Below are 23,519 nucleotides of genomic sequence, written 5' to 3'. Positions count from 1 at the left end.
CAACATTACCGTTCGGCCACGCTATCCCGCAGCGGTTTGACCGGGATAACTTTCACCTGTTTGATCATATTGTCCTGCACGTCCAGGATATCTATATCGTACTGGCTGATGCGCACACGGGTGCCGGACGCCGGGATCTCTTCCAGTGCTTCCAGAATCATACCGTTAATCGTGCGAGCGTCGTCTTCCGGCAGGTGCCAGTTGAAGGCTTTGTTGAGCTCACGCACGTTGGCGCTTCCGTCGATCAGCACCGAACCGTCGTTTTGCGGCGTGACCTCTTCGGCAAGCGATGGCGACATCGACGTCGTAAAATCACCGACAATCTCTTCCAGAATATCTTCGACCGTTACCAGCCCCTGAATATCGCCATACTCGTTGACCACCAGGCCGACTTTCTTTTTATTGCGCTGGAATTTAACCAGCTGGGTACTCAGCGGTGTGCCTTCGGGAATGATGTAAAGCTCATCAGCCGCGCGGAGCATCACCTCTTTAGTGAACTCTTTTTTCTCCGTCATCAGGCGATAAGCTTCGCGCACGCGCAGCATGCTGATGGCGTCGTCGAGTGAGTCACGATAAAGCACGATGCGGCCATGGGGGGAGTGGGTCAGCTGGCGGACGATGGCTTTCCAGTCGTCGTTGATATCAATCCCGACGATTTCATTGCGCGGCACCATGATGTCGTCAACGCTCACTTTTTCGAGATCCAGCACCGACAGGAGCATGTCCTGATTGCGGCGAGAAATCTGCGAGCGGGATTCGTGTACGATGGTGCGCAGTTCGTCTTTGCTCAGCGCGCTGCTGATCACCACGTCGGCTTTAATGCCGACCATGCGCATCAGCAGGCGCGTGACCATGTTCAGTAGCCACACCAGGGGCATCATCAGGATCAGCAGCGGTCCCAGCAGGAAGCTGCTCGGATAGGCGACTTTCTCGGGATAAAGTGCGGCAATGGTTTTTGGCAGGACTTCCGCAAACACTAAGACGACGAAGGTCAGAACGCCGGTGGCAATGGCGACACCCGCGTTGCCGTAAAGACGCATCCCGACGATGGTACCGAGCGCAGAGGCGAGAATATTGACCAGGTTGTTGCCGATCAGCACCAGGCTAATCAGGCGATCGGGTTTACGCAGCAGCTTTTCGACGCGTCGGGCGGCACGGTTGCCCTGTTTAGCGCGATGACGTAACCGGTAGCGGTTGAGGGTCATCATGCCGGTTTCCGAACCTGAGAAATAGGCGGAGATAACCACCATGACGATCAGCGTAACGATCAGCGTGGTGGTGGAGATGTGTTCCAGGGGGAACTCCTTTGTTGCTTAGCCGACGAACTGCTGTATGACGCGACTGCCAAAATAGGCCAGCGTCAGGATGCCAGCGCCCGCTACGTTAAACCAGACGACGCGACGACCGCGCCAGCCCTGATGATAATGGCCCCATAACAGGACAATATAGACAAACCACGCAATGATGGAGAGCACCGCTTTATCGATATTCTCAATGCTGAACAGATTTTGCATATAAAACAGACCCGTACACAACGTCAGCGTCAGTAGCACCACACCGATCTGCGTGATGTGGAACATCTTACGCTCAATGACCATCAGCGGCGGCATTTCCTGGTTGAAAACCAGTTTTTTGTTTTTCAGCTGGTAGTCGATCCACGCCAGTTGCATCGCGTAGAGCGCCGCAATGATCAGCGTCGCGTAAGAGAAGAGCGACAGACCGATGTGCACCATCATGCCCGGTGTGGTTTCCAGGTGGGTGATGAATTCATTGGGAACGAAGGTGGCGAACGCCAGGTTGATCAGCGCGAAGGCGTAGACAATCGGCAGTAACAGCCAGCCGCGATTCTTGGAGGCGACAATGGTCATCACCGTACAGATCATCAGACTGACCAGCGAGCCAACGTTGAGAACGCTCAGGTTTTGTACGCTGCCGTCGCCCGGAATAATGCGCGATTCCAGCGCAAACGCATGGCTGACCAGGGCGATCACTGCCGACAAAATAGCCATGCGCCGCCAGCCGCTGTTTTTTTGCAGCAGGCCAGGAATAATCAGCGCAAGGCTGCAAGAGTAGGCAACAAGGGCGATCAGTGCGAAAACAGGCATATAGGCGTCGACAGTTGTCTTAATAAGAAAGATAAGCAGTATAACGTTACGTGACGCGCGCTCCAACCGTTGCATAACAACAAAGACGCCTTCATGTTATACTCCGGCAAAATTCTATGTACGTGTCGCTGTCGCGACCTAACGTTTCTACCTCAGGCGAGAGACAATGTTTGATAATTTAACCGATCGTTTGTCGCGCTCGCTGCGCAACATCAGCGGCCGTGGGCGCCTTACCGAAGACAATGTGAAAGAAACGCTGCGCGAAGTGCGCATGGCGTTGCTCGAAGCCGACGTGGCGCTGCCCGTTGTGCGCGAGTTCATCAGCCGCGTAAAAGAGAAAGCGGTTGGTCATGAAGTGAACAAGAGCCTGACCCCGGGTCAGGAGTTCGTCAAAATTGTTCGCAACGAACTGGTTGCGGCAATGGGCGAAGAGAACCAGGTCCTGAACCTGGCCGCGCAGCCACCTGCGGTGGTGTTGATGGCCGGTTTGCAGGGTGCGGGTAAAACCACCAGCGTCGGTAAGCTGGGTAAGTTCCTGCGCGAAAAGCACAAGAAAAAAGTGCTGGTGGTCTCTGCCGACGTCTATCGCCCGGCGGCGATCAAACAGCTTGAAACCCTGGCAGAGCAGGTCGGCGTGGACTTCTTCCCATCCGACGTTGCCCAGAAGCCAGTAGATATCGTCAATGCAGCGCTGAAAGAAGCGAAGCTGAAATTCTACGACGTGCTGCTGGTGGATACCGCCGGTCGTCTGCACGTCGACGAAGCGATGATGGACGAGATCAAACAGGTTCACGCCGCGATTAATCCGGTTGAAACCCTGTTTGTTGTCGATGCGATGACCGGTCAGGATGCGGCGAATACCTCGAAAGCGTTTAACGAAGCGCTGCCGTTAACCGGTGTTGTGCTGACCAAAGTGGACGGTGACGCCCGCGGCGGTGCGGCGCTCTCAATTCGTCATATCACCGGTAAGCCGATTAAGTTCCTCGGTGTCGGCGAGAAAACCGAAGCGCTGGAGCCGTTCCACCCGGACCGTATCGCCTCCCGTATTCTCGGCATGGGCGATGTGCTGTCGCTGATCGAAGATATCGAAAGCAAGGTTGACCGCGCGCAGGCTGAGAAGCTGGCTAGCAAGCTGAAAAAAGGCGACGGTTTCGATCTGACCGACTTCCTCGAGCAGCTCCGCCAGATGAAAAACATGGGCGGCATGGCAAGCCTCATGGGCAAACTGCCGGGCATGGGCCAGATCCCTGATAACGTGAAAGCGCAGATGGATGACAAAGTGCTGGTGCGTATGGAGGCGATCATCAACTCGATGACGCTGAAAGAACGTGCGAAGCCTGAAATCATCAAAGGGTCGCGCAAACGCCGCATCGCCGCCGGTTGCGGCATGCAGGTGCAGGATGTTAACCGCCTTCTGAAACAGTTCGACGACATGCAGCGCATGATGAAGAAAATGAAGAAGGGCGGAATGGCGAAAATGATGCGTGGCATGAAGGGCATGATGCCCCCAGGCTTCCCGGGCCGCTGATTGGCCTGGCTTGCCTGCCATTTACAGCAGACTGAGTAACTGTTGATTGCATTTTCCCCAGAAATCAGTAAAATTTTCGGGCTTTTAATATGACACTGGGCTCCGTTCCTCGATGGGGCCCTGTGTTTTATTCACACAAGAGGATGTTATGGTAACTATTCGTTTAGCACGTCACGGCGCAAAAAAGCGTCCGTTCTACCAGGTTGTTGTGACTGACAGCCGTAATGCACGCAACGGTCGCTTCATTGAGCGCGTTGGTTTCTTCAACCCGATCGCTAGCGGTTCTGAAGAAGAAACCCGTCTGGATCTGGATCGTATCGCTCACTGGGTTGGCCAGGGCGCTACTGTTTCCGATCGCGTTGCTACGCTTATCAAAGCAGCAAACAAAGCAGCTTAATCTGTCACGGTGGTCATGATGAGCAATAAAGCACCTGTTGAACCGATCGTATTGGGAAAAATGGGTTCTTGCTACGGTATCCGTGGTTGGCTCAGAGTGTTTTCCTCCACTGAAGACGCTGAAAGCATTTTTAACTACCAGCCCTGGTTTATCCAGAAAGGTGGTAAGTGGGAAGCGGTCGAGCTGGAAAGCTGGCGCCACCACAATCAGGATATCGTGATCAAGCTGAAAGGCGTTGACGATCGCGATGCGGCGAATCTGCTGACCAATTGCGAAATTGTCGTCGATTCATCGCAGCTGCCTTCGCTGGAAGAGGGTGATTACTACTGGAAAGACCTTATGGGTTGCCAGGTGGTCACCACTGAAGGCTATGGCCTGGGCAAAGTCATCGACATGATGGAAACCGGGTCAAATGACGTTCTCGTCATTAAGGCAAACCTGAAAGATGCATTTGGCATCAAGGAGCGGCTGGTTCCGTTCCTCGATGGGCAGGTTATCAAGAAAGTCGATCTCACTACGCGAACTATCGAAGTAGATTGGGATCCTGGTTTTTAAATTCTCCGGATAAACGGTAAAAGACGGCGCTATGTGGATTGGCATAATTAGCCTGTTTCCTGAAATGTTCCGCGCGATTACTGATTACGGGGTAACTGGCCGGGCAGTAAAAAAAGGCCTGCTGAACATCGAAAGCTGGAGTCCTCGTGACTTCACGCATGACCGGCACCGTACCGTGGACGAACGTCCTTACGGCGGCGGACCGGGGATGTTAATGATGGTGCAACCCTTACGGGATGCGATCCATACAGCAAAAGCCGCGGCAGGTGAAGGCGCGAAGGTGATTTATCTGTCACCTCAGGGACGCAAGCTTGATCAAGCGGGCGTAAGCGAACTGGCCACGAATCAGAAACTGATTCTGGTATGTGGTCGCTATGAAGGGATAGATGAGCGCGTAATTCAGACCGAAATTGATGAAGAATGGTCAATCGGCGATTACGTTCTCAGCGGTGGTGAGTTACCGGCAATGACGCTGATTGACTCCGTTGCCCGGTTTATTCCGGGTGTACTGGGCCATGAAGCTTCAGCAACAGAAGACTCTTTTGCTGATGGATTGCTGGACTGCCCACACTATACCCGCCCTGAAGTGTTAGAAGGGATGGAAGTACCGGCGGTATTGCTGTCGGGGAACCATGCCGAGATACGTCGCTGGCGTTTGAAGCAGTCGCTGGGCCGAACCTGGCTTAGAAGACCTGAACTTCTGGAAAACCTGGCTCTGACTGAAGAGCAAGTAAGGTTGCTGGCGGAGTTCAAAAAAGAGCACGCACAACAGCAACATAAACATGATGGGCAAGCGTAATACGCTCCCGATATATCAGTTTACCCAGGATAAGAGATTAAATTATGAGCAACATTATTAAGCAAATTGAACAAGAGCAGATGAAGCAGGACGTACCTTCATTCCGTCCGGGTGATTCCGTGGAAGTGAAAGTATGGGTTGTTGAAGGTTCCAAAAAACGTCTGCAGGCATTCGAGGGCGTGGTTATCGCTATTCGTAACCGCGGTCTGCACTCTGCATTCACTGTTCGTAAAATTTCCAACGGCGAAGGTGTTGAGCGTGTCTTCCAGACTCACTCTCCAGTAGTTGACAGCATTACTGTCAAACGTCGTGGTGCTGTACGTAAAGCTAAACTGTACTACCTGCGTGAGCGTACTGGTAAGTCTGCTCGTATCAAAGAGCGTCTGAACTAAGACTCGCTTAAGCAACATCCTGTTAAAAGGGCTGGCCGCAAGGCCGGCCCTTTTTTATCTAAATCCGCTCCGCTTGTTAACCCTCTCGTCATAAATCATTTACAATACCCGCTCTCTAGCGGAGGGTAAGTGAAGAACGCACTGCATCAGTCAGCCTTGAAACGCGCAGCGGCATGGACCGCGCTGTTTGCGATCCTGCTGATCGTGGTGGCACCTCTAATTTCCATTTCGCTACAAAAAGATCCCATGAGCGCGATGCCAGGGATGCGCCATGATATGAGCCAGATGTCGATGGCAGAGCATCATGGTGAGACGTCGCACTCAATGCCGCTCGATCACGCCGAAGCCTGTGGCTATTGTGTGCTTCTGGCCCATGTGCCGGGCGTGATGCTGGCGCTGATTGTGCTGATGTGCGCGGTATTGCTGCGCCAGCGTGTGAAACCACCGCGACAGGCGGTCAGTCACTGGCACTTTTTCCCCTGGTTGTATCCTGATACCCGCGCTCCACCGCTGCTGTCTGCTTTTTCCCTGTAAACCATAAAGAATGCGCTTTTGCGTATCGATAACGTTTTGCCTGCACAAAGGAAAAGTATGACTGCCATTACGCCACGCGCCGCATGGGGAAACCTGCTGCGACGCCTCCATTTTTATATCGGGTTGTTTGTCGGCCCGTTCATTTTTTTCGCTGCGCTGACGGGGACGCTCTATGTGGCGACACCGCAGCTCGAAAATAGGCTGTATCAACATGCGCTTCATACCGACACCGTCGGGGAAGCTCAGCCGCTGGCTGAGCAAATTGCGGTAGCCGAAAAAGCGATTGGGGAAGACCTGCGCCTGCAGGCCGTCCGCCCGGGGCTGATAGCCGGGGAGACCACACGGGTGATGTTTGCCGACCCGATGCTTGGGCCGTCGGAAAACCGGGCGATTTTTATCGATCCGGTGAGTCTGGAGGTTCGCGGCGATATCACGGTCTACGGGACCAGCGGGATTTTGCCGCTGCGCCAGAAAATCGACTATCTGCACAGCTCGCTGATGCTGGGGGATGTTGGGCGGCTGTATAGCGAGCTGGCCGCCTCCTGGATGTGGATCGCAGCCCTGGGCGGAATTGCGTTGTGGTTTTATACCCGTCCAAAGCGGCGCATCAATAACAGGTTCCAGAATCGCCGTCGTCTGCACGTCGCGCTCGGCTGGGGGCTGCTGGGTGGCATGTTGCTGTTTTCGGCCACCGGACTGACCTGGTCGCAGTGGGCGGGTGGAAACGTCGATAAGCTGCGTACGCAAATGAACTGGCTGACGCCGCAGGTGAACACTCATCTGCACGGTCCCGCGGCAGACGTTGATCCTCACGCCGAACATCGCGGGCATCACGACGGGATGATGATGCCTGAAATGGCGATGGATCTGACGCTGTTTGATAACGTCCTGCACGCGGCGAGAAATGCCGGGATTGATGCGAACAAGCTCGAAATTCGCCCCGCGAAAAGTTCAGACAAGGCATGGACCGTCACTGAGATCGACAGGGGCTGGCCAACGCAGGTCGATGGCGTGGCCGTTGATCCGCACTCGATGCAGATCCTCGATCAGACGCGTTTTGCGGACTTCCCGCTGATGGCAAAGCTCACGCGTTGGGGCGTGGATTTCCATATGGGGATCCTGTTTGGCCTGGTGAATCAGCTGGTCCTGATCGTCTTCGGTGCAGGGCTGTGCGTGTTGATCGCATGGGGATATCGGATGTGGTGGATGCGTCGTCCGGCGCAGGCCGCAGGGAATCCGGTGCTCACGCTCTGTCAGTGCTGGCTCGCACTCCCCGCCAGCGGGCGAGGAGTGACGCTGTTCATCAGCGTGATGCTGGGAATGATGATGCCGGTGATGGGGTTCAGTCTGGCCTTTTTCGTGCTGATTGACTGGCTGCGCTGGCGCGCGCAGTCGATTCTGTCCCTGTCTGAATCCACCAAATAATGGCCTAAGGCGTGCTGATGACTACCGCAACGCGGCGGTTTTCAGCGCGTCCTTGTGAGGTTGCGTTACTGGCGACCGGGTACTTTTTACCTAATCCCTGCGTGGTGAGGTTGCTGCGCGGGATATTGGCCCCTTTCGCCCAGGCATCTGCCACGACGTTAGCGCGCTTTAAAGAGAGGCATTCGTTGTAACTCTCTTCACCGTAGTTGTCCGTATGTCCGTCCATGCGCGCGTGGACCAGGCCCGTTGCGGCTAGTCTGGTCGCCATGGTCTGGATCTGCTGCTCGCTCTCCGGTCGTAGCTGATATTCGTTTTTACCAAACAGGATTTTGGCCGACAGGCCGAGGGACCAGTCGCCGTTCATTTCGTTAAAACCGTAGGATTTCATCGCCGCGATCTGTTCTGCGTTGAATTTACCCTGAGGCGGTGCCTGGCAGCCTGCCAGAATCGTTGAGGCCAGTAAGACTGGAGCGAGATATCGCCTTAACATAACGTGTTCCTTTTTTTACGAAATTAATGTTGGACGCTGGTGTTTCACCTGATACATATTGCGGTCGGCTTGCTCCAGTAATGCCTCAACGGAGGTATTTTCCCACGCCAGAGCAAATCCAATGCTGAGTGACATTTTTGCCGTATGCCCGTTGTGCAGGTCGTAGGGCAGAAGGAATTTCTGCGAAAGCGCAGTGCAGATCTGCTGAACGTCTTCCGGGGAGTGAATGCCGTAGAGGATCATGGCAAATTCATCGCCGCCCAGACGGTAAGATTGATAACGTTTCCCGCCAAACTCCACCATACGGCTGGCCACTTCAATCAGCACGCAATCGCCCGCCGCGTGACCCCAGGTGTCGTTGATCTGCTTAAAGTTGTCGCCATCCAGGAACAACAGGGCGGAATTCATTTGGGCGGAAGAGTCGTTCATCAGCGCCGCAATACTGCTGCGAAAAGCGGCGCGGTTAGCCAGCCCGGTCAGCGGATCGTGCATCGCCGTGCGCATCAGCTGTGCGTTCCGCGCCTGCAGTTTGAGCTGCCACTCTTCCATTTCATCGAGCAGGCTGTTGAAGTCCAGACCAAAGCGGTGAAACTCTTCGATGCGCTCGTCTTCTACACGACGCGCGAAATTACGGTTCGTTTTGACGTCATGCACCACGTCGGTGATGTTTTGCAGCGCCGTGACGATCCCGTCATGCAAAGAGCGGGTGATGGTCAACGCCACAAAGGCGGCGAAGAGAATACATCCCGTCAGGACGGCAAATGAGGTCAGGATGAAGTGGCTGATCAGGCTATCGCGCGCGGTGATGCGAACTTCCCCGATAACCTTGCCGTTATGCATGACGGGCTGGGTTGCCGGGACAGGGAACAGCCAGCGGCTGACCAGGGGGCTCAGCGTGTCGGTATTCTCGTCAGGGTTCCACGACCAATAGGCAAACTGATTGCGGCGGGCGTCGAGCACCTCGGCGACGGAAAACTGGCCCTGTTTCCCCAGCGTCGCGAGCGTTTCGCTGGCGGCAGTCGCATCATTAAAGACTAACGACGCTTCCAGGCTGCGGCTCATGGTGGCGCTGGTTAATTCGAGATTTTTTTGCGCATATTGTTTCAGCGTCACAACCGAAGCAATACACAATAATAACCATATTAGCGTCATGGTAATAACCACGCTAATCATGCTAATACGCTGCAGCGTTCTTTTAAACGTTGGGCGTGGCGTTGTAGAAAGTTCCTTATTCATGCTTCTTATTCCGGGCAAGCATTAACACATCCGGATTCACTCTTACGCCACTGCGAGACAGGGCATCCAGATTGACGGAGAATCTCACTGTTTCTTCATTAATTATCAGGCAGAAAGCACTGCCAATAACGCATTCCGGGTTTTGTTCGGCGATTAATAGTAACGCCCGGCCCTGATAATTCCTGAATAATTGAAGTTGATTAGCAGGCGATTCATTTCCAAAATAAACGGCATCGCAGGTGGCATTTAATGCCTCAGTCTCATTGTGAACAATCAGCGGAACGTAGGGTAACGCCGCAGAGCCGCTGTCGCTGAGCGCCTGTGTAAAACGGGACGACGAGAAGATGCAGAGCTTAGGCTGGCCAGAAAGCGACGGCCAACGGGTGTAGCTGACGATGCCAGAAACGATGGAACGCACTGACTTGTCTTTTTCTGTCATGGCTGCCGCGAAAGTCTGTCCGCCGACAAGGCATAACATGAGCGCCAGAATGAGGTGGCACAAAGGGAACGTAAAAAAATGTCTCACCAGAATCCGCCATACCGCTCTGGAAATATATGTCCTTAAATATTGCGGGCAGAATACCATTGTTTACCTGAACAGTCATTATGTGGAATTTTTGGTGACTTAAGTTAAATCTTATTCGCAACTAAATGAAATGGTTATGTTATTAAATTAATTAAGCCGTGATCCGCGCATCCCTTCATCCATTCCTTTTTGCCAGGATTTGCGTAACAGGTCTGCATTTTCTGCTGTATCGCAGCTCGCAGGAAATACTTTCCCGGATACTCCCCAGGCGTAGACAAAATCCTCAGTGCATATTTTTTTCTGCCCGTCGGCATAGCCACGCAGGTATTCGTTACGATCAACGTCAGGATCGTTGAAATTATCGGCGAGGGTTTCGTTACTTTTGATCGACACGCCATTCATGGCATCTTCTTTACCTGCCGTGAACCAGCTGGTGCCCGTCCAGGTGGGCTGGAAGGTGTAGGGGTTAATCTGACAGCCTGTCAAAAATAGTGCCAGCAAGGCGAAAACCGTTGGACGCATAATCATTCTCCTTTTTCTTGAGCATAGCCTGGCAAGAGAGAATCGTTGTGTAATTTTAAGTTTACGGATTAATCGAATGTTTTTTGCCTGAAAGTGCTTGTTGTAACGTAATGTTTACGTATTTTGGATTGAAATCTTTACTTGGTGTGATATTGTGTGTTCACCTCATCGAGGAAACCACTATCGCAAACGAGCATTACAGGATCGCCATCATGCAAAAAGACGCGCTGAACAACGTACATATTACCGACGAACAGGTTTTGATCACGCCCGATCAGTTGAAGCACGAATTCCCGCTGAGCTCTGAACAGGAAGCGCAGATCGAGCACTCCCGCCAGACCATCTCCAACATCATTGCCGGTCGCGATCCGCGTCTGCTGGTGGTGTGCGGGCCTTGCTCCATACACGATCCTGAAACCGCGATTGAATACGCTCGTCGATTTAAAGCATTAGCAGAGGAGGTCAGCGATAGCCTCTACCTGGTCATGCGCGTCTATTTTGAAAAACCTCGTACCACCGTGGGCTGGAAAGGGTTGATTAACGATCCGCACATGGATGGCTCGTTTGATGTGGAAGCCGGTCTGAAGATTGCGCGTCGTCTGCTGGTGGAGCTGGTGAACATGGGGCTGCCGCTGGCGACCGAAGCGCTCGATCCGAACAGCCCGCAATACCTGGGCGATCTGTTTAGCTGGTCTGCGATTGGTGCGCGCACCACAGAATCACAGACTCACCGCGAGATGGCCTCTGGCCTGTCGATGCCGGTTGGGTTTAAGAACGGCACTGACGGAAGTCTGGCAACGGCGATCAACGCCATGCGCGCTGCGGCGATGCCGCACCGTTTTGTCGGGATCAACCAGGCCGGCCAGGTTTGCCTGCTGCAAACTCAGGGCAACCCGGATGGTCACGTGATCCTGCGCGGCGGCAAAGCACCGAACTACAGCCCGGCAGATGTTGCACAGTGCGAAAAAGAGATGGAACAGGCGGGACTGCGCCCGGCTCTGATGGTAGATTGCAGCCATGGTAACTCCAATAAAGATTACCGTCGCCAGCCTGCGGTAGCGGAATCCGTTGTCGCGCAAATCAAAGATGGCAACCGTTCGATTATCGGTCTGATGATTGAGAGTAATATCCACGAGGGTAATCAGTCATCCGAACAGCCGCGCAGCGCCATGAAACACGGCGTCTCCGTTACGGATGCGTGCATCAGTTGGGAAGCGACTGACGCGCTGCTGCGTGAGATCCACAAAGATTTGAACGGCCAGCTGGCGACGCGTCTGGCTTAAGAGGTTTGTTATGGTTGCAGAATTGACCGCACTACGCGATCAAATTGATGAGGTGGATAAGGCGCTGCTGGATTTGCTGGCGCGCCGGATGTCACTGGTTGCTGAAGTCGGGGAAGTCAAAAGTAAATACGGTTTGCCGATTTACGTGCCAGAGCGCGAAGCATCGATGCTGGCATCCCGACGTCACGAGGCCGAGGCGATGGGCGTTTCTCCCGATCTGATTGAAGATGTCCTGCGCCGCGTGATGCGTGAATCCTACTCCAGCGAAAACGATAAGGGCTTCAAAACCCTCTGTCCGTCGCTGCGTCCGGTGGTGATCGTCGGCGGCGGCGGTCAGATGGGGCGTCTGTTTGAGAAGATGCTGACGCTTTCTGGCTACCAGGTGCGCATTCTTGAAAAAGAAGACTGGGCGCGTGCGCCAGAGCTGATGGACGATGCAGGCATGGTGATCGTCAGCGTGCCGATTCATGTGACCGAAGAGATTATCGGCAAGCTGCCGCCTCTGCCGGAAGATTGTATTCTGGTGGATCTGGCCTCCGTGAAGAACGGACCGCTGCAGGCGATGCTGGCAGCCCATAACGGACCGGTGCTGGGCTTGCACCCGATGTTCGGTCCGGACAGCGGCAGCCTGGCGAAACAGGTTGTGGTCTACTGCGACGGTCGTCAGCCGGAAGCATACCAGTGGTTCCTGGAACAGATTCAGGTGTGGGGCGCACGTCTGCACCGCATCAGCGCGGTAGAACACGATCAGAACATGGCCTTCATTCAGGCGCTGCGCCACTTTGCGACCTTCGCTTACGGCCTGCATCTGGCGGAAGAGAACGTGCAGCTGGAGCAGTTGCTGGCGCTCTCCTCGCCGATATATCGCCTGGAGCTGGCGATGGTCGGGCGTCTGTTTGCCCAGGATCCGCAGCTGTATGCGGACATTATTATGTCGTCAGAGAATAATCTGGCGCTGATCAAACGCTACTACCAGCGCTTTGGTGAAGCGATAGCGCTGCTGGAGCAGGGCGATAAACAGGCCTTTATCGACAGTTTCCGCAAGGTTGAGCACTGGTTCGGCGATTACGCGAAGCGCTTCCAGAGCGAGAGCCGCACCCTGTTACGCCAGGCGAACGATAGTCGCCAGTAATCCGATGATGTATATACTAAAAGCCAGCACTGCTGGCTTTTTTCATTTTGGGGATTTGTCATGGCTGAACCGCAGGTTTTATTCGATTACACCGGGCACTTAACGGAATGCCCGACCTGGAGCGAAAGCGAGAATGCGCTCTATTGGGCCGATATTCTGGAAGGCGAAATTCATCGCTATCATCTCTCTTCTGGTCAACACTCTGTTCTCTCCTTCCATGAAGAGGTCGGCTGTTTTGCCATACGCGAAAAGGGCGGGTTTATCGTCGCGATGCGTAACGCGATCTGGCTGACGGATAAGCATGGCCTGCTCCAGCGTAAAGTCTGCGATAACCCGTCGAATCCTCAGCTGGCTCGTTTTAACGATGGCGGAACCGATCACCTCGGGCGTTTTTATGCCGGCACGTTTTGGGGGCCGGGCGATTACAACGGCGCGATGCTGATGCGTATCGATAACGATCTGACGCCGAAAGTGATTCAGTGCGATATTCACGGGCACAACGGCCTCGCGTTTAGTCCGGACAAACGGTGGATGTTCACCTCTGACACGCCGAATCGCGTGATCTACCGTACGCCGCTGAATGAGCAGGGCGAGCCGGGGGCGCGTGAGGTGTTTCGCCGGTTCGAGGAGGGCGAGGGCATTCCTGATGGGGCAGCGATGGATGTCGAGGGCTGTTACTGGAGCGCGTTGTTTGATGGCTGGCGTATTGCGCGATTTTCCCCGCAGGGCGAACAGCTGGAAGAGTATCGCCTGCCGGTGCGTTGCCCGACGATGGTCTGTTTTGGCGGCGATGAGATGAAAACGCTGTTTATCACCACTACGCGCGAGAACATGGATAGTCAGGAAGTGGCGGACTATCCGCTCTCCGGGGCGATCTTCACCCTGCTCGTCAGCGTGGCAGGGATGAAGAAAAGCCGGTTTGTCGAACGTTAAACCGGGTCGACCGGTACCACGTTTTCGCCCGGATAGCAGCCCAGTACTTTCATTGAACGGGTGATTTCGCCCAGTTCGCGCAGGGCATTCTGCATGGACGTTGATTTCAGGTTGGCCTGGATATCGAGATAGAACATCTCTTCCCACGGATTCCCGTTAATCGGACGGGATTCCAGCTTGGTCATGATCAGATTGTGATTACGTAACACCAGCAGGGCTTCAACAAGGGCACCTGCCTGCTGGCCGGTTGCCATCAGCAGCGTCGTTTTCGCCGGAACCTGGTCGGACACATCAATCGCTTTACGCGCCAGTACCACGAAGCGGGTAATGTTCTGCGTCTGGTTCGCCAGGTTGCGCTCCAGTACCTGCAGGCCATACAACGCACCGCCCGCTTCGTTGCCGAGCGCGGCAACGCGTGGAGAGTTCGCCTGCGCCACCTTTTCCATCGCCGCTGAGGTGCTCTCGGTGTACTCAATTTTCCAGTGCGGATAGCGATTCAGGAACTGGCTGCACTGCTGGAACGGCTGCGGGTGGCTGTAGACCGTATCGATCTGACTGAGATCGGTTGAGCCAGAAACCAGTACGCAGTGATCAATCGGAATATTCAACTCGCCAACCAGCGACAGGCTGGTGTGCTGGAGCAGGTCGTAGACATCGTTAATGGCGCCGGAGCTGGTGTTTTCGATCGGCACGACGGCGTAGTCCGCTTGTCCGGTTTCGACCTGATTAAAGATATCGGCAAATTTCGCGCAGCCGCTTTCAATGAACTCTTCGAAATGGCGGGCGGCATACTGGCGCGCCGCCAGATGCGAGTAAGAGCCTTTTGGCCCGAGGAATGCCACGCGCGCGGAGTGCGGATTGGTTTTATTCAGATGTTGTTGCAGCAGCGCTTGCTGGGTCAGGACGGAATCTTCGATGATCAGCTGGAACAGGCGAGTGATGTAGTGGGCATCAAGATGGTGTGCTTTACCCAGCTCGATCAGTCGCTCCAGCAGATCGCGCTCACGATCGATGTCGCGTACCGGGCGGTGGGAGTCCAGCTTGGCTTTGCCCACTTCGACGGCCAGGGTACGGCGTTCGGCCAGCAGCGCCAGCAGTTTTTCATCCAGTGCGCTGATTTTTACTCGCAGATCCAGTAACGGGTTTTCCGATGTCATAGCGTTGCCTATTTCGTTTATTGTTATCAATAAAAAAGGCCCCCCGGTGTGGGAGGCCTTGTTGTTCGTCTTCGCATTCTTTATCACACGACGAAACGCCTCCCATTCAGGGGAAGGTAAAAAAGAATGCGAAGAAAAACGGAGTGTGTGTCATGAGTTCATCCTGTGATTGAGACCTTTAAAGTACCCGTACTGTTTTCATCCTGTCAATAAAAAACGCGCCCGGAGGCGCGTTAGCGGGACACTCAATTTAAAGGATTACTCTTCTTCAACTTCTTCGGCATAGCTTGCGTCTTTCACCGAGGTGGTGGCACGACGGGCTTCGCCTTTGTGTTGCACTTTATTGAGCTGCCGTTCCAGCTTGTTGATCAAATCGTTGATAGCGGTGTACATATCTTCGTGTTTCGCGCTGGCGACCAGATGGCCGTTAGGAGTATTGATAGTTGCGTCAGCGGTAAAACCCTGTGGTTCCTTAGACAGAATGATATGCGGGTTAATCAAATGAGTTTGCCATTTATCCAGTTTGGCGAGACGGTCTGCGACGTGCTGGCGGATTGCCGGAGTAATTTCCATTTGTTTACTGGTAATGTTCATTGTCATAAATTTTACCTCTTGTCTTTCCGTCTTGGTGATTCCAGCATACCTGTCCTAATGTCAAAATGTGTGATCTAAATCACGTTATTTTGTCACTTTTTGTCAAGGAAGCTTTTTTGTGAGGAAAGACAGGAACAGGCGAATTTTACCTTGTCGAACTCAGGAATTGCGGCCATAGTTGATAGGATTGGTCGGTACGAAACCGCTTCTGCGAGTGACCATAATGGATAAAAAAACGGCAGCCCTTGGGCTGCCGTTTTGCATTTGGGGAACGATCAGGTATTGCTGCTGTTAGCGGCAATGATCTTCGCGACTTTTTCAGCCTGCGCGTTCATCTGCATCTGACGGTATGCGTTTTCCATCAGCTTCAGGCCATCGCGAGTGGCCTGGGTATCCGGGTAATCACGCAGCATGCCTTCGACACGGTTAACCACGGCAACCCATGCACCACGACGCGTGTAATACTCCGCGACGGAGTACTCATATTTGGACAAACGATCTTTCAGGAACACCAGACGCTTGGTGGCATCGGTGATGTACTGACTGTTCGGATAGCCACGCACCAGCTTGGAGAAGTCATTGAAGGCGTCACGCGCGTGCTGCGGGTCACGGTCAGAACGATCAACACCGAAGAAACCCTGCAGGGCACTGTCATCCAGAGCCATGTTGGTCAGGCCGCGCATGTACATGACATAATCGATGTTCGGATGAGTCGGGTTCAGACGGATGAAGCGATCGATGGCAGCCTGAGCCAGCGGCAGATCGGCATTTTTGTAGTAGGCGTAGATGAGATCTAATTGTACCTGTTGGGAATACGGACCAAATGGATAACGATTATCCAGCGCTTCCAGTTGCGTTATCGCCTGTTTCCAGTTACCGTCCTGCAGTTTTTGTTGTGCAGTCGCATAGATTTCATTCGGCGGATTGTCAGGGACCTGTTCATTTGAACCGGAGCAGCCCACCAAAGCCAGGCTCAACGTGGCCGCTGCCACCAGATATTTCATGCGCGTCATGACGTTTTGACTTTCCTCAAATGTTTGTCCGGGAGAATCTCTTTCCTGCTCCCGATTAAGACCAGCTACAATAGCACACTATATTATACGGCAAAGCCGTAAAACCCAACGTTAAACGAAGAAGCAGTCTATGGCACAACGAGTAGAACTCACCGCAACAGTCTCCGAAAATCAGCTCGGTCAACGCTTAGATCAAGCTTTGGCCGAAATGTTCCCTGATTATTCGCGTTCACGCATAAAAGAATGGATTCTTGACCAGCGCGTGCTGGTTAACGGCAAAGTATGGGACAAGCCAAAAGAGAAAGTGTTAGGTGGGGAAGCCGTCGCCATCAATGCTGAAATAGAAGAAGAAGTCCGCTTCGAGGCGCAGGATATCCCGTTAGAAATCGTCTATGAAGATGACGACATTCTGGTGATCAACAAACCGCGCGGCCTGGTCGTGCATCCTGGCGCCGGTAATCCTGATGGCACCGTACTGAATGCGCTGCTTCATTATTATCCGCCGATTGTTGACGTACCGCGTGCGGGCATCGTTCACCGTCTGGATAAAGACACCACCGGTTTGATGGTGGTCGCGAAAACCGTTCCTGCCCAGACCCGTCTGGTGGAGTCGCTGCAGCTGCGTGAAATCACCCGTGAATATGAAGCCGTGGCGATTGGTCACATGACGTCCGGCGGCACGGTAGAAGAGCCGATCAGCCGTCACCCGACCAAGCGTACCCATATGTCGGTGCATCCGATGGGGAAACCTGCGGTAACGCACTACCGCATCATGGAACATTTCCGCATTCATACGCGCCTGCGTCTGCGTCTGGAAACGGGCCGTACTCACCAGATCCGTGTGCATATGTCCCATATCACCCATCCGCTGGTGGGCGATCAGGTTTACGGTGGCCGTCCGCGTCCGCCGAAGGGCGCATCGGAAGAGTTTATCAGCACCCTGCGTAAATTCGACCGCCAGGCGTTGCATGCAACGATGCTGCGTCTCTACCACCCGATCACCGGTATCGAAATGGAATGGCATGCGCCAATCCCACAGGATATGGTCGATCTCATCGCTGCGATGCGCGCAGACTTTGAAGAACATAAGGATAAAGTGGACTGGTTATGACCAAACTGATTGTCCCGGAGTGGCCAATTCCTGCAGGCGTGGCAGCCTGTAGCTCAACCCGTGTGGGTGGCGTGAGCCACGATGCATGGGCGTCATTGAATCTGGGGGCTCACTGTGGTGATAACCCTGAAGACGTTGAAGAGAATCGCAAGCGCATGTTTGCGGCAGGGAATTTGCCGTCAAAACCCGTATGGCTTGAGCAGGTGCACGGCAAAGATGTGTTGAAGCTGACGGGGGAACCCTATGCTTCTAAACGCGCCGATGCATCCTACAGCAATACGCCCGGGACAGTTTGTGCCGTGATGACCGCCGACTGTTTGCCGGTTCTGTTTTGTAACCGTGCGGGCACCGAAGTGGCCGCAGCCCATGCCGGATGGCGGGGGCTGTGCGCGGGTGTGCTGGAAGAGACGGTCGCCTGCTTTGATGATGCTCCAGGCAATATCATCGCATGGCTCGGTCCGGCCATCGGTGCGATGGCTTTTGAAGTCGGCCCTGAAGTGCGGGAAGCCTTTATCGAACAAGATCCGCAAGCCGTCAGCGCGTTCCAACCGACAGGGGATAAATATCTGGCCGATATCTATCAGCTTGCCCGTCAGCGTCTGGGCAATGTCGGTGTGACGCAGATCTTCGGTGGCGATCGCTGTACCTTCACCGAAAAGGGTGATTTTTTCTCTTATCGTCGCGACAAAACCACAGGTCGTATGGCAAGTTTCATTTGGCTGATATAACCTAACGAATCAAGACGATCCGGCACGCGCCGTTTTCTTTTCGCATAATTCAGGTCATTAACCTTGAATAATTGAGGGATGACCTCATTTAATCTCCAGTAGCAAATTTGACCTGTTATGGGAGGAGTTATGCGTCTGGATCGTCTTACTAATAAATTCCAGCTTGCTCTCGCCGATGCCCAGTCTCTCGCACTGGGGCACGACAACCAATTTATCGAACCTCTTCATTTAATGAGCGCCTTGCTGAATCAGGAAGGGGGATCGGTACGTCCTTTACTTACGTCTGCTGGCATTAATGCTGGCGAGCTGCGCACGGCTATCGATCAGGCACTGAGCCGTCTGCCACAGGTGGAAGGCACCGGTGGGGATGTTCAGCCTTCTCAGGATCTGGTGCGCGTGCTGAATCTTTGCGACAAGCTGGCGCAAAAACGTGGGGACAACTTTATCTCGTCGGAACTCTTTGTTCTGGCGGCGCTTGAATCACGCGGTACGCTGACCGATCTGCTGAAATCATCCGGTGCGACAACCGCCAGTGTGACTCAGGCGATTGAAAAAATGCGTGGAGGTGAAAGCGTGAACGATCAGGGAGCCGAAGACCAACGTCAGGCTTTGAAGAAATATACGGTCGATCTGACTGAGCGTGCGGAACAAGGCAAGCTCGATCCAGTGATCGGTCGTGACGAAGAGATTCGCCGTACCATTCAGGTACTGCAGCGTCGTACTAAAAACAACCCGGTACTGATTGGGGAACCGGGCGTCGGTAAAACTGCCATCGTCGAAGGTCTGGCCCAGCGTATTGTCAACGGCGAAGTGCCGGAAGGGCTGAAAGGCCGCCGAGTGCTGGCGCTGGATATGGGTTCGCTGGTGGCGGGGGCAAAATACCGCGGTGAATTCGAAGAGCGTTTAAAAGGCGTGCTTAACGATCTGTCGAAACAGGAAGGGAATGTCATTCTGTTCATCGACGAATTGCACACCATGGTCGGTGCCGGTAAAGCCGATGGCGCAATGGACGCCGGGAACATGCTGAAACCGGCTCTGGCTCGCGGTGAACTGCACTGCGTCGGCGCGACTACGCTCGATGAGTATCGCCAGTACATTGAAAAAGACGCCGCGCTGGAACGTCGATTCCAGAAAGTGTTCGTGGCTGAACCGACGGTGGAAGACACCATCGCAATCTTGCGTGGTCTGAAAGAGCGCTATGAGTTGCATCACCATGTGCAGATTACGGACCCGGCGATTGTGGCGGCTGCCACATTGTCTCATCGCTATATCGCTGACAGGCAACTGCCGGATAAAGCCATCGACCTGATTGATGAGGCGGCATCCAGCATTCGCATGCAGATAGACTCGAAACCGGAAGAGCTCGACAGACTCGACCGCAGGATCATTCAGCTCAAGCTTGAACAGCAGGCGCTGAAGAAAGAGTCTGATGAGGCGAGTAAAAAACGTCTGGATATGCTCAATGAGGAGCTGGACGACAAAGAGCGTCAGTATTCCGAATTAGAAGAAGAGTGGAAAGCTGAGAAAGCGTCGCTTTCGGGCACCCAGACGATCAAGGCTGAGCTTGAGCAGGCGAAAATTGCCATTGAGCAGGCGCGTCGCGTGGGCGACCTGGCGCGTATGTCTGAGCTGCAGTACGGCAAAATTCCGGAACTGGAAAAACAGCTGGAGATGGCGACGCAGTCAGAAGGCAAAACCATGCGTCTGCTGCGTAATAAAGTGACGGATGTGGAAATTGCCGATGTACTGGCGCGCTGGACGGGGATCCCGGTTGCCCGCATGCTGGAAGGTGAACGCGAAAAACTGCTGCGGATGGAACATGATCTTCATCACCGTGTCATCGGCCAGGATGAGGCCGTCGAAGCGGTATCGAATGCAATTCGTCGTAGCCGCGCGGGCTTGTCCGATCCTAATCGTCCGATTGGTTCGTTCCTGTTCCTGGGGCCGACCGGTGTGGGTAAGACCGAGCTGTGTAAAACCCTGGCGAACTTTATGTTCGATAGCGACGACGCGATGGTGCGTATCGATATGTCCGAGTTTATGGAGAAACACTCTGTCTCGCGTCTGGTCGGTGCGCCTCCAGGATATGTCGGGTATGAAGAAGGGGGTTACCTGACTGAAGCGGTTCGTCGTCGTCCTTATTCCGTCATCTTGTTAGATGAAGTGGAAAAAGCGCATCCGGATGTTTTCAACATCTTGCTGCAGGTTCTGGACGATGGTCGTCTGACTGACGGGCAGGGGAGAACGGTCGATTTCCGCAACACCGTGGTGATCATGACCTCGAACCTGGGTTCCGATTTGATTCAGGAACGTTTCGGCGAGCTGGATTACGGTCATATGAAAGATCTGGTGCTGGGCGTGGTTAGCCATAGCTTCCGTCCGGAGTTCATTAACCGTATTGATGAAGTGGTCGTGTTCCACCCGCTTGGGGAAAAACACATTGCTTCTATTGCGCAGATTCAGCTGCAGCGTTTGTATAAACGTCTCGAAGAGCGTGGGTACGAGATCCATATCTCCGACGACGCGCTGAAACTGTTGAGTGCGAATGGTTACGATCCGGTTTACGGGGCGCGTCCTCTGAAACGTGCTATCCAGCAGCAGATTGAAAACCCACTGGCACAGCAAATTCTTTCCGGGGAGCTGATTCCAGGGAAAGTCATTCGTCTCGAAGTGAACGAAGACCGAATTGTGGCCGTGCAGTAATTCACAAAACCTGAAAAACGAGCCCTGCGGGGCTCGTTTTTGTTTAAAAACCAGGCGAAACTCAATGTCCGGGATATTATTTGCCTGGAAAGTGAGCAGTCAGTCATTGTTTTCTGATTTACACTTGCAGCCTCAGAATAACTCCCTATAATGCGCCTCCACTGACACGGAACAACGGCACGCAAGCCGCCGTAGCAGCAGGGGTTCAGCGATGAACGCCGACAGAGAAAAGCGAAATTAAACGCTTGACTCTGAATGAGGAAAACGTATTATACGGGACCTCGCAACGGTGAGCGAAAGCCGCGTTGCACTGCTCTTTAACAATTTATCAGACAATCTGTGTGGGCACTCAAAGTGACATGGATTCTAAACGTCGCAAGACGCTAAATGAATACCAAAGTCTCTGAGTGAACATACGTAATTCATTACGAAGTTTAATTCACGAGCATCAAACTTAAATTGAAGAGTTTGATCATGGCTCAGATTGAACGCTGGCGGCAGGCCTAACACATGCAAGTCGAGCGGTAGCACAGAGAGCTTGCTCTCGGGTGACGAGCGGCGGACGGGTGAGTAATGTCTGGGAAACTGCCTGATGGAGGGGGATAACTACTGGAAACGGTAGCTAATACCGCATAACGTCGCAAGACCAAAGAGGGGGACCTTCGGGCCTCTTGCCATCAGATGTGCCCAGATGGGATTAGCTAGTAGGTGGGGTAATGGCTCACCTAGGCGACGATCCCTAGCTGGTCTGAGAGGATGACCAGCCACACTGGAACTGAGACACGGTCCAGACTCCTACGGGAGGCAGCAGTGGGGAATATTGCACAATGGGCGCAAGCCTGATGCAGCCATGCCGCGTGTATGAAGAAGGCCTTCGGGTTGTAAAGTACTTTCAGCGAGGAGGAAGGCATTGTGGTTAATAACCACAGTGATTGACGTTACTCGCAGAAGAAGCACCGGCTAACTCCGTGCCAGCAGCCGCGGTAATACGGAGGGTGCAAGCGTTAATCGGAATTACTGGGCGTAAAGCGCACGCAGGCGGTCTGTCAAGTCGGATGTGAAATCCCCGGGCTCAACCTGGGAACTGCATTCGAAACTGGCAGGCTAGAGTCTTGTAGAGGGGGGTAGAATTCCAGGTGTAGCGGTGAAATGCGTAGAGATCTGGAGGAATACCGGTGGCGAAGGCGGCCCCCTGGACAAAGACTGACGCTCAGGTGCGAAAGCGTGGGGAGCAAACAGGATTAGATACCCTGGTAGTCCACGCCGTAAACGATGTCGACTTGGAGGTTGTTCCCTTGAGGAGTGGCTTCCGGAGCTAACGCGTTAAGTCGACCGCCTGGGGAGTACGGCCGCAAGGTTAAAACTCAAATGAATTGACGGGGGCCCGCACAAGCGGTGGAGCATGTGGTTTAATTCGATGCAACGCGAAGAACCTTACCTACTCTTGACATCCACGGAATTTAGCAGAGATGCTTTAGTGCCTTCGGGAACCGTGAGACAGGTGCTGCATGGCTGTCGTCAGCTCGTGTTGTGAAATGTTGGGTTAAGTCCCGCAACGAGCGCAACCCTTATCCTTTGTTGCCAGCGGTTCGGCCGGGAACTCAAAGGAGACTGCCAGTGATAAACTGGAGGAAGGTGGGGATGACGTCAAGTCATCATGGCCCTTACGAGTAGGGCTACACACGTGCTACAATGGCGCATACAAAGAGAAGCGACCTCGCGAGAGCAAGCGGACCTCATAAAGTGCGTCGTAGTCCGGATTGGAGTCTGCAACTCGACTCCATGAAGTCGGAATCGCTAGTAATCGTAGATCAGAATGCTACGGTGAATACGTTCCCGGGCCTTGTACACACCGCCCGTCACACCATGGGAGTGGGTTGCAAAAGAAGTAGGTAGCTTAACCTTCGGGAGGGCGCTTACCACTTTGTGATTCATGACTGGGGTGAAGTCGTAACAAGGTAACCGTAGGGGAACCTGCGGTTGGATCACCTCCTTACCTGAAAGAACCTGCCTTTGTAGTGCTCACACAGATTGTCTGATGAAAAGTAAATAGCAAGGCGTCTTGCGATTGAGACTACACGTCCCCTTCGTCTAGAGGCCCAGGACACCGCCCTTTCACGGCGGTAACAGGGGTTCGAATCCCCTAGGGGACGCCACTTGCTGGTTTGTGAGTGAAAGTCACCTGCCTCAATATCTCAAAACTGACTTCCGAGTCATGTTTGAGATATTTGCTCTTTAAAAATCTGGATCAAGCTGAAAATTGAAACGACACGCTGCGTCTGTTCTCCGTAATAAGAACAGAGTGACGGTGTGTTCGAGTCTCTCAAATTTTCGCAACACGAGATGTTTTACGAAA

23 protein-coding genes, 1 tRNA gene, 1 rRNA gene and 1 other annotated feature are annotated in these 23,519 nt (G+C 53.7%); of the genes, 15 read left to right on the top strand and 10 right to left on the bottom strand.

Annotated elements, in window-relative coordinates; all coding sequences use genetic code 11:
- Positions 1-5: 5 nt before the first annotated feature.
- The gene (locus U9O48_RS16755) at positions 6-1,295 is read right to left on the bottom strand and encodes an HlyC/CorC family transporter (RefSeq protein WP_100779245.1); all 1,290 of its coding nucleotides are present in this window, start codon (positions 1,293-1,295) and stop codon (positions 6-8) included.
- A gap of 18 nt (positions 1,296-1,313) precedes the next feature.
- A complete protein-coding gene (locus tag U9O48_RS16750) occupies positions 1,314-2,105 on the bottom strand; it encodes a cytochrome C assembly family protein (protein WP_282494228.1) in 792 nt (263 codons plus the stop codon).
- Positions 2,106-2,271: 166 nt separating this feature from the next.
- Here U9O48_RS16750 and ffh point away from each other — a divergent pair, with 166 nt between their 5' ends.
- From ffh to U9O48_RS16715, 7 genes are all read left to right on the top strand, one after another.
- A complete protein-coding gene (ffh, locus tag U9O48_RS16745; protein WP_324722817.1) occupies positions 2,272-3,633 on the top strand; it encodes a signal recognition particle protein in 1,362 nt (453 codons plus the stop codon).
- 148 nt (positions 3,634-3,781) lie between these two features.
- A complete protein-coding gene (gene rpsP, locus U9O48_RS16740) occupies positions 3,782-4,030 on the top strand; it encodes a 30S ribosomal protein S16 (protein ID WP_014171249.1) in 249 nt (82 codons plus the stop codon).
- A 15-nt stretch (positions 4,031-4,045) separates the two neighbouring features.
- Positions 4,046-4,585, top strand: a complete 540-nt coding sequence (gene rimM / locus U9O48_RS16735) for a ribosome maturation factor RimM (RefSeq protein WP_100779247.1) — start codon at positions 4,046-4,048, stop codon at positions 4,583-4,585.
- A gap of 31 nt (positions 4,586-4,616) precedes the next feature.
- Positions 4,617-5,384 carry a tRNA (guanosine(37)-N1)-methyltransferase TrmD gene (gene trmD / locus U9O48_RS16730; protein WP_282494229.1) on the top strand — a complete coding sequence of 256 codons (768 nt, stop codon included), beginning with the start codon at positions 4,617-4,619 and terminating at the stop codon, positions 5,382-5,384.
- A 44-nt stretch (positions 5,385-5,428) separates the two neighbouring features.
- Positions 5,429-5,776: a 50S ribosomal protein L19 gene (gene rplS / locus U9O48_RS16725; RefSeq protein WP_095282974.1), complete on the top strand. Its 348-nt coding sequence runs from the start codon at positions 5,429-5,431 to the stop codon at positions 5,774-5,776.
- 129 nt (positions 5,777-5,905) lie between these two features.
- On the top strand, positions 5,906-6,310 hold the full coding sequence (locus U9O48_RS16720) for a DUF2946 domain-containing protein (protein ID WP_324722815.1): 405 nt from the start codon (positions 5,906-5,908) through the stop codon (positions 6,308-6,310).
- 57 nt (positions 6,311-6,367) lie between these two features.
- The gene (locus tag U9O48_RS16715; RefSeq protein WP_324722814.1) at positions 6,368-7,735 is read left to right on the top strand and encodes a PepSY-associated TM helix domain-containing protein; all 1,368 of its coding nucleotides are present in this window, start codon (positions 6,368-6,370) and stop codon (positions 7,733-7,735) included.
- 4 nt (positions 7,736-7,739) lie between these two features.
- Here the strand turns inward: U9O48_RS16715 and U9O48_RS16710 are convergent, their stop codons facing one another.
- The 4 genes from U9O48_RS16710 to U9O48_RS16695 all read right to left on the bottom strand — a co-directional run bounded on the left by U9O48_RS16710 (position 7,740) and on the right by U9O48_RS16695 (position 10,509).
- Entirely contained in the window at positions 7,740-8,225 is a 486-nt protein-coding gene (locus U9O48_RS16710; RefSeq protein ID WP_324722813.1) for an OmpA family protein, read from the bottom strand.
- 15 nt (positions 8,226-8,240) lie between these two features.
- Positions 8,241-9,461 (bottom strand): diguanylate cyclase DgcN, encoded by a 1,221-nt coding sequence (gene dgcN, locus U9O48_RS16705; RefSeq protein ID WP_282494233.1) that lies wholly within the window; start codon positions 9,459-9,461, stop codon positions 8,241-8,243.
- Positions 9,454-9,900 (bottom strand): YfiR family protein, encoded by a 447-nt coding sequence (locus U9O48_RS16700; protein ID WP_324722812.1) that lies wholly within the window; start codon positions 9,898-9,900, stop codon positions 9,454-9,456. The genes dgcN and U9O48_RS16700 overlap by 8 nt, the downstream gene beginning before the upstream one ends.
- Positions 9,901-10,134: 234 nt before the next feature.
- Positions 10,135-10,509, bottom strand: a complete 375-nt coding sequence (locus U9O48_RS16695) for a DUF2799 domain-containing protein (RefSeq protein ID WP_282494235.1) — start codon at positions 10,507-10,509, stop codon at positions 10,135-10,137.
- Between the two features lie 212 nt (positions 10,510-10,721).
- Between U9O48_RS16695 and aroF the strand changes: the two genes are divergently transcribed.
- From aroF to U9O48_RS16680, 3 genes are read left to right on the top strand one after another with little or no spacing between them, the layout of a single operon-like run.
- A complete protein-coding gene (gene aroF / locus U9O48_RS16690) occupies positions 10,722-11,792 on the top strand; it encodes a 3-deoxy-7-phosphoheptulonate synthase AroF (RefSeq protein WP_324722811.1) in 1,071 nt (356 codons plus the stop codon).
- A 10-nt stretch (positions 11,793-11,802) separates the two neighbouring features.
- Positions 11,803-12,924, top strand: a complete 1,122-nt coding sequence (tyrA, locus tag U9O48_RS16685; protein ID WP_324722810.1) for a bifunctional chorismate mutase/prephenate dehydrogenase — start codon at positions 11,803-11,805, stop codon at positions 12,922-12,924.
- A gap of 60 nt (positions 12,925-12,984) precedes the next feature.
- Positions 12,985-13,857: an SMP-30/gluconolactonase/LRE family protein gene (locus tag U9O48_RS16680; protein WP_324722809.1), complete on the top strand. Its 873-nt coding sequence runs from the start codon at positions 12,985-12,987 to the stop codon at positions 13,855-13,857.
- Here the strand turns inward: U9O48_RS16680 and pheA are convergent.
- The 4 genes from pheA to bamD all read right to left on the bottom strand — a co-directional run bounded on the left by pheA (position 13,854) and on the right by bamD (position 16,621).
- The gene (pheA, locus tag U9O48_RS16675; RefSeq protein ID WP_282494239.1) at positions 13,854-15,014 is read right to left on the bottom strand and encodes a bifunctional chorismate mutase/prephenate dehydratase; all 1,161 of its coding nucleotides are present in this window, start codon (positions 15,012-15,014) and stop codon (positions 13,854-13,856) included. The genes U9O48_RS16680 and pheA overlap by 4 nt on opposite strands.
- 29 nt (positions 15,015-15,043) lie before the next feature.
- Positions 15,044-15,169: a sequence feature (Phe leader region), on the bottom strand.
- The gene (gene pheL, locus U9O48_RS16670) at positions 15,121-15,168 is read right to left on the bottom strand and encodes a pheA operon leader peptide PheL (protein ID WP_261628237.1); all 48 of its coding nucleotides are present in this window, start codon (positions 15,166-15,168) and stop codon (positions 15,121-15,123) included. It overlaps the preceding feature by 48 nt.
- Before the next feature lie 103 nt (positions 15,170-15,272).
- Entirely contained in the window at positions 15,273-15,614 is a 342-nt protein-coding gene (gene raiA / locus U9O48_RS16665) for a ribosome-associated translation inhibitor RaiA (RefSeq protein WP_095282963.1), read from the bottom strand.
- A 269-nt stretch (positions 15,615-15,883) separates the two neighbouring features.
- Positions 15,884-16,621 (bottom strand): outer membrane protein assembly factor BamD, encoded by a 738-nt coding sequence (gene bamD / locus U9O48_RS16660; protein ID WP_095282962.1) that lies wholly within the window; start codon positions 16,619-16,621, stop codon positions 15,884-15,886.
- Positions 16,622-16,751: 130 nt separating this feature from the next.
- Between bamD and rluD the strand changes: the two genes are divergently transcribed.
- From rluD to U9O48_RS16635, 5 genes are all read left to right on the top strand, one after another.
- Entirely contained in the window at positions 16,752-17,732 is a 981-nt protein-coding gene (gene rluD, locus U9O48_RS16655) for a 23S rRNA pseudouridine(1911/1915/1917) synthase RluD (protein WP_282494240.1), read from the top strand.
- Positions 17,729-18,460 (top strand): purine nucleoside phosphorylase YfiH, encoded by a 732-nt coding sequence (gene yfiH, locus U9O48_RS16650; protein WP_324722808.1) that lies wholly within the window; start codon positions 17,729-17,731, stop codon positions 18,458-18,460. The genes rluD and yfiH overlap by 4 nt, the downstream gene beginning before the upstream one ends.
- A 129-nt stretch (positions 18,461-18,589) precedes the next feature.
- The gene (clpB, locus tag U9O48_RS16645; RefSeq protein ID WP_282494242.1) at positions 18,590-21,163 is read left to right on the top strand and encodes an ATP-dependent chaperone ClpB; all 2,574 of its coding nucleotides are present in this window, start codon (positions 18,590-18,592) and stop codon (positions 21,161-21,163) included.
- Positions 21,164-21,619: 456 nt separating this feature from the next.
- Positions 21,620-23,159, top strand: a 16S ribosomal RNA gene (locus U9O48_RS16640).
- A gap of 84 nt (positions 23,160-23,243) precedes the next feature.
- Positions 23,244-23,319 (top strand) — tRNA-Glu (locus U9O48_RS16635).
- The last annotated feature ends 200 nt before the right edge of the window (positions 23,320-23,519 follow it).

It is taken from the genome of Lelliottia sp. JS-SCA-14, assembly GCF_035593345.1.
Classification (GTDB): Bacteria; Pseudomonadota; Gammaproteobacteria; order Enterobacterales; family Enterobacteriaceae; genus Enterobacter; species Enterobacter wanjuensis.
This window is presented reverse-complemented; position numbering and strand designations above follow the sequence as displayed.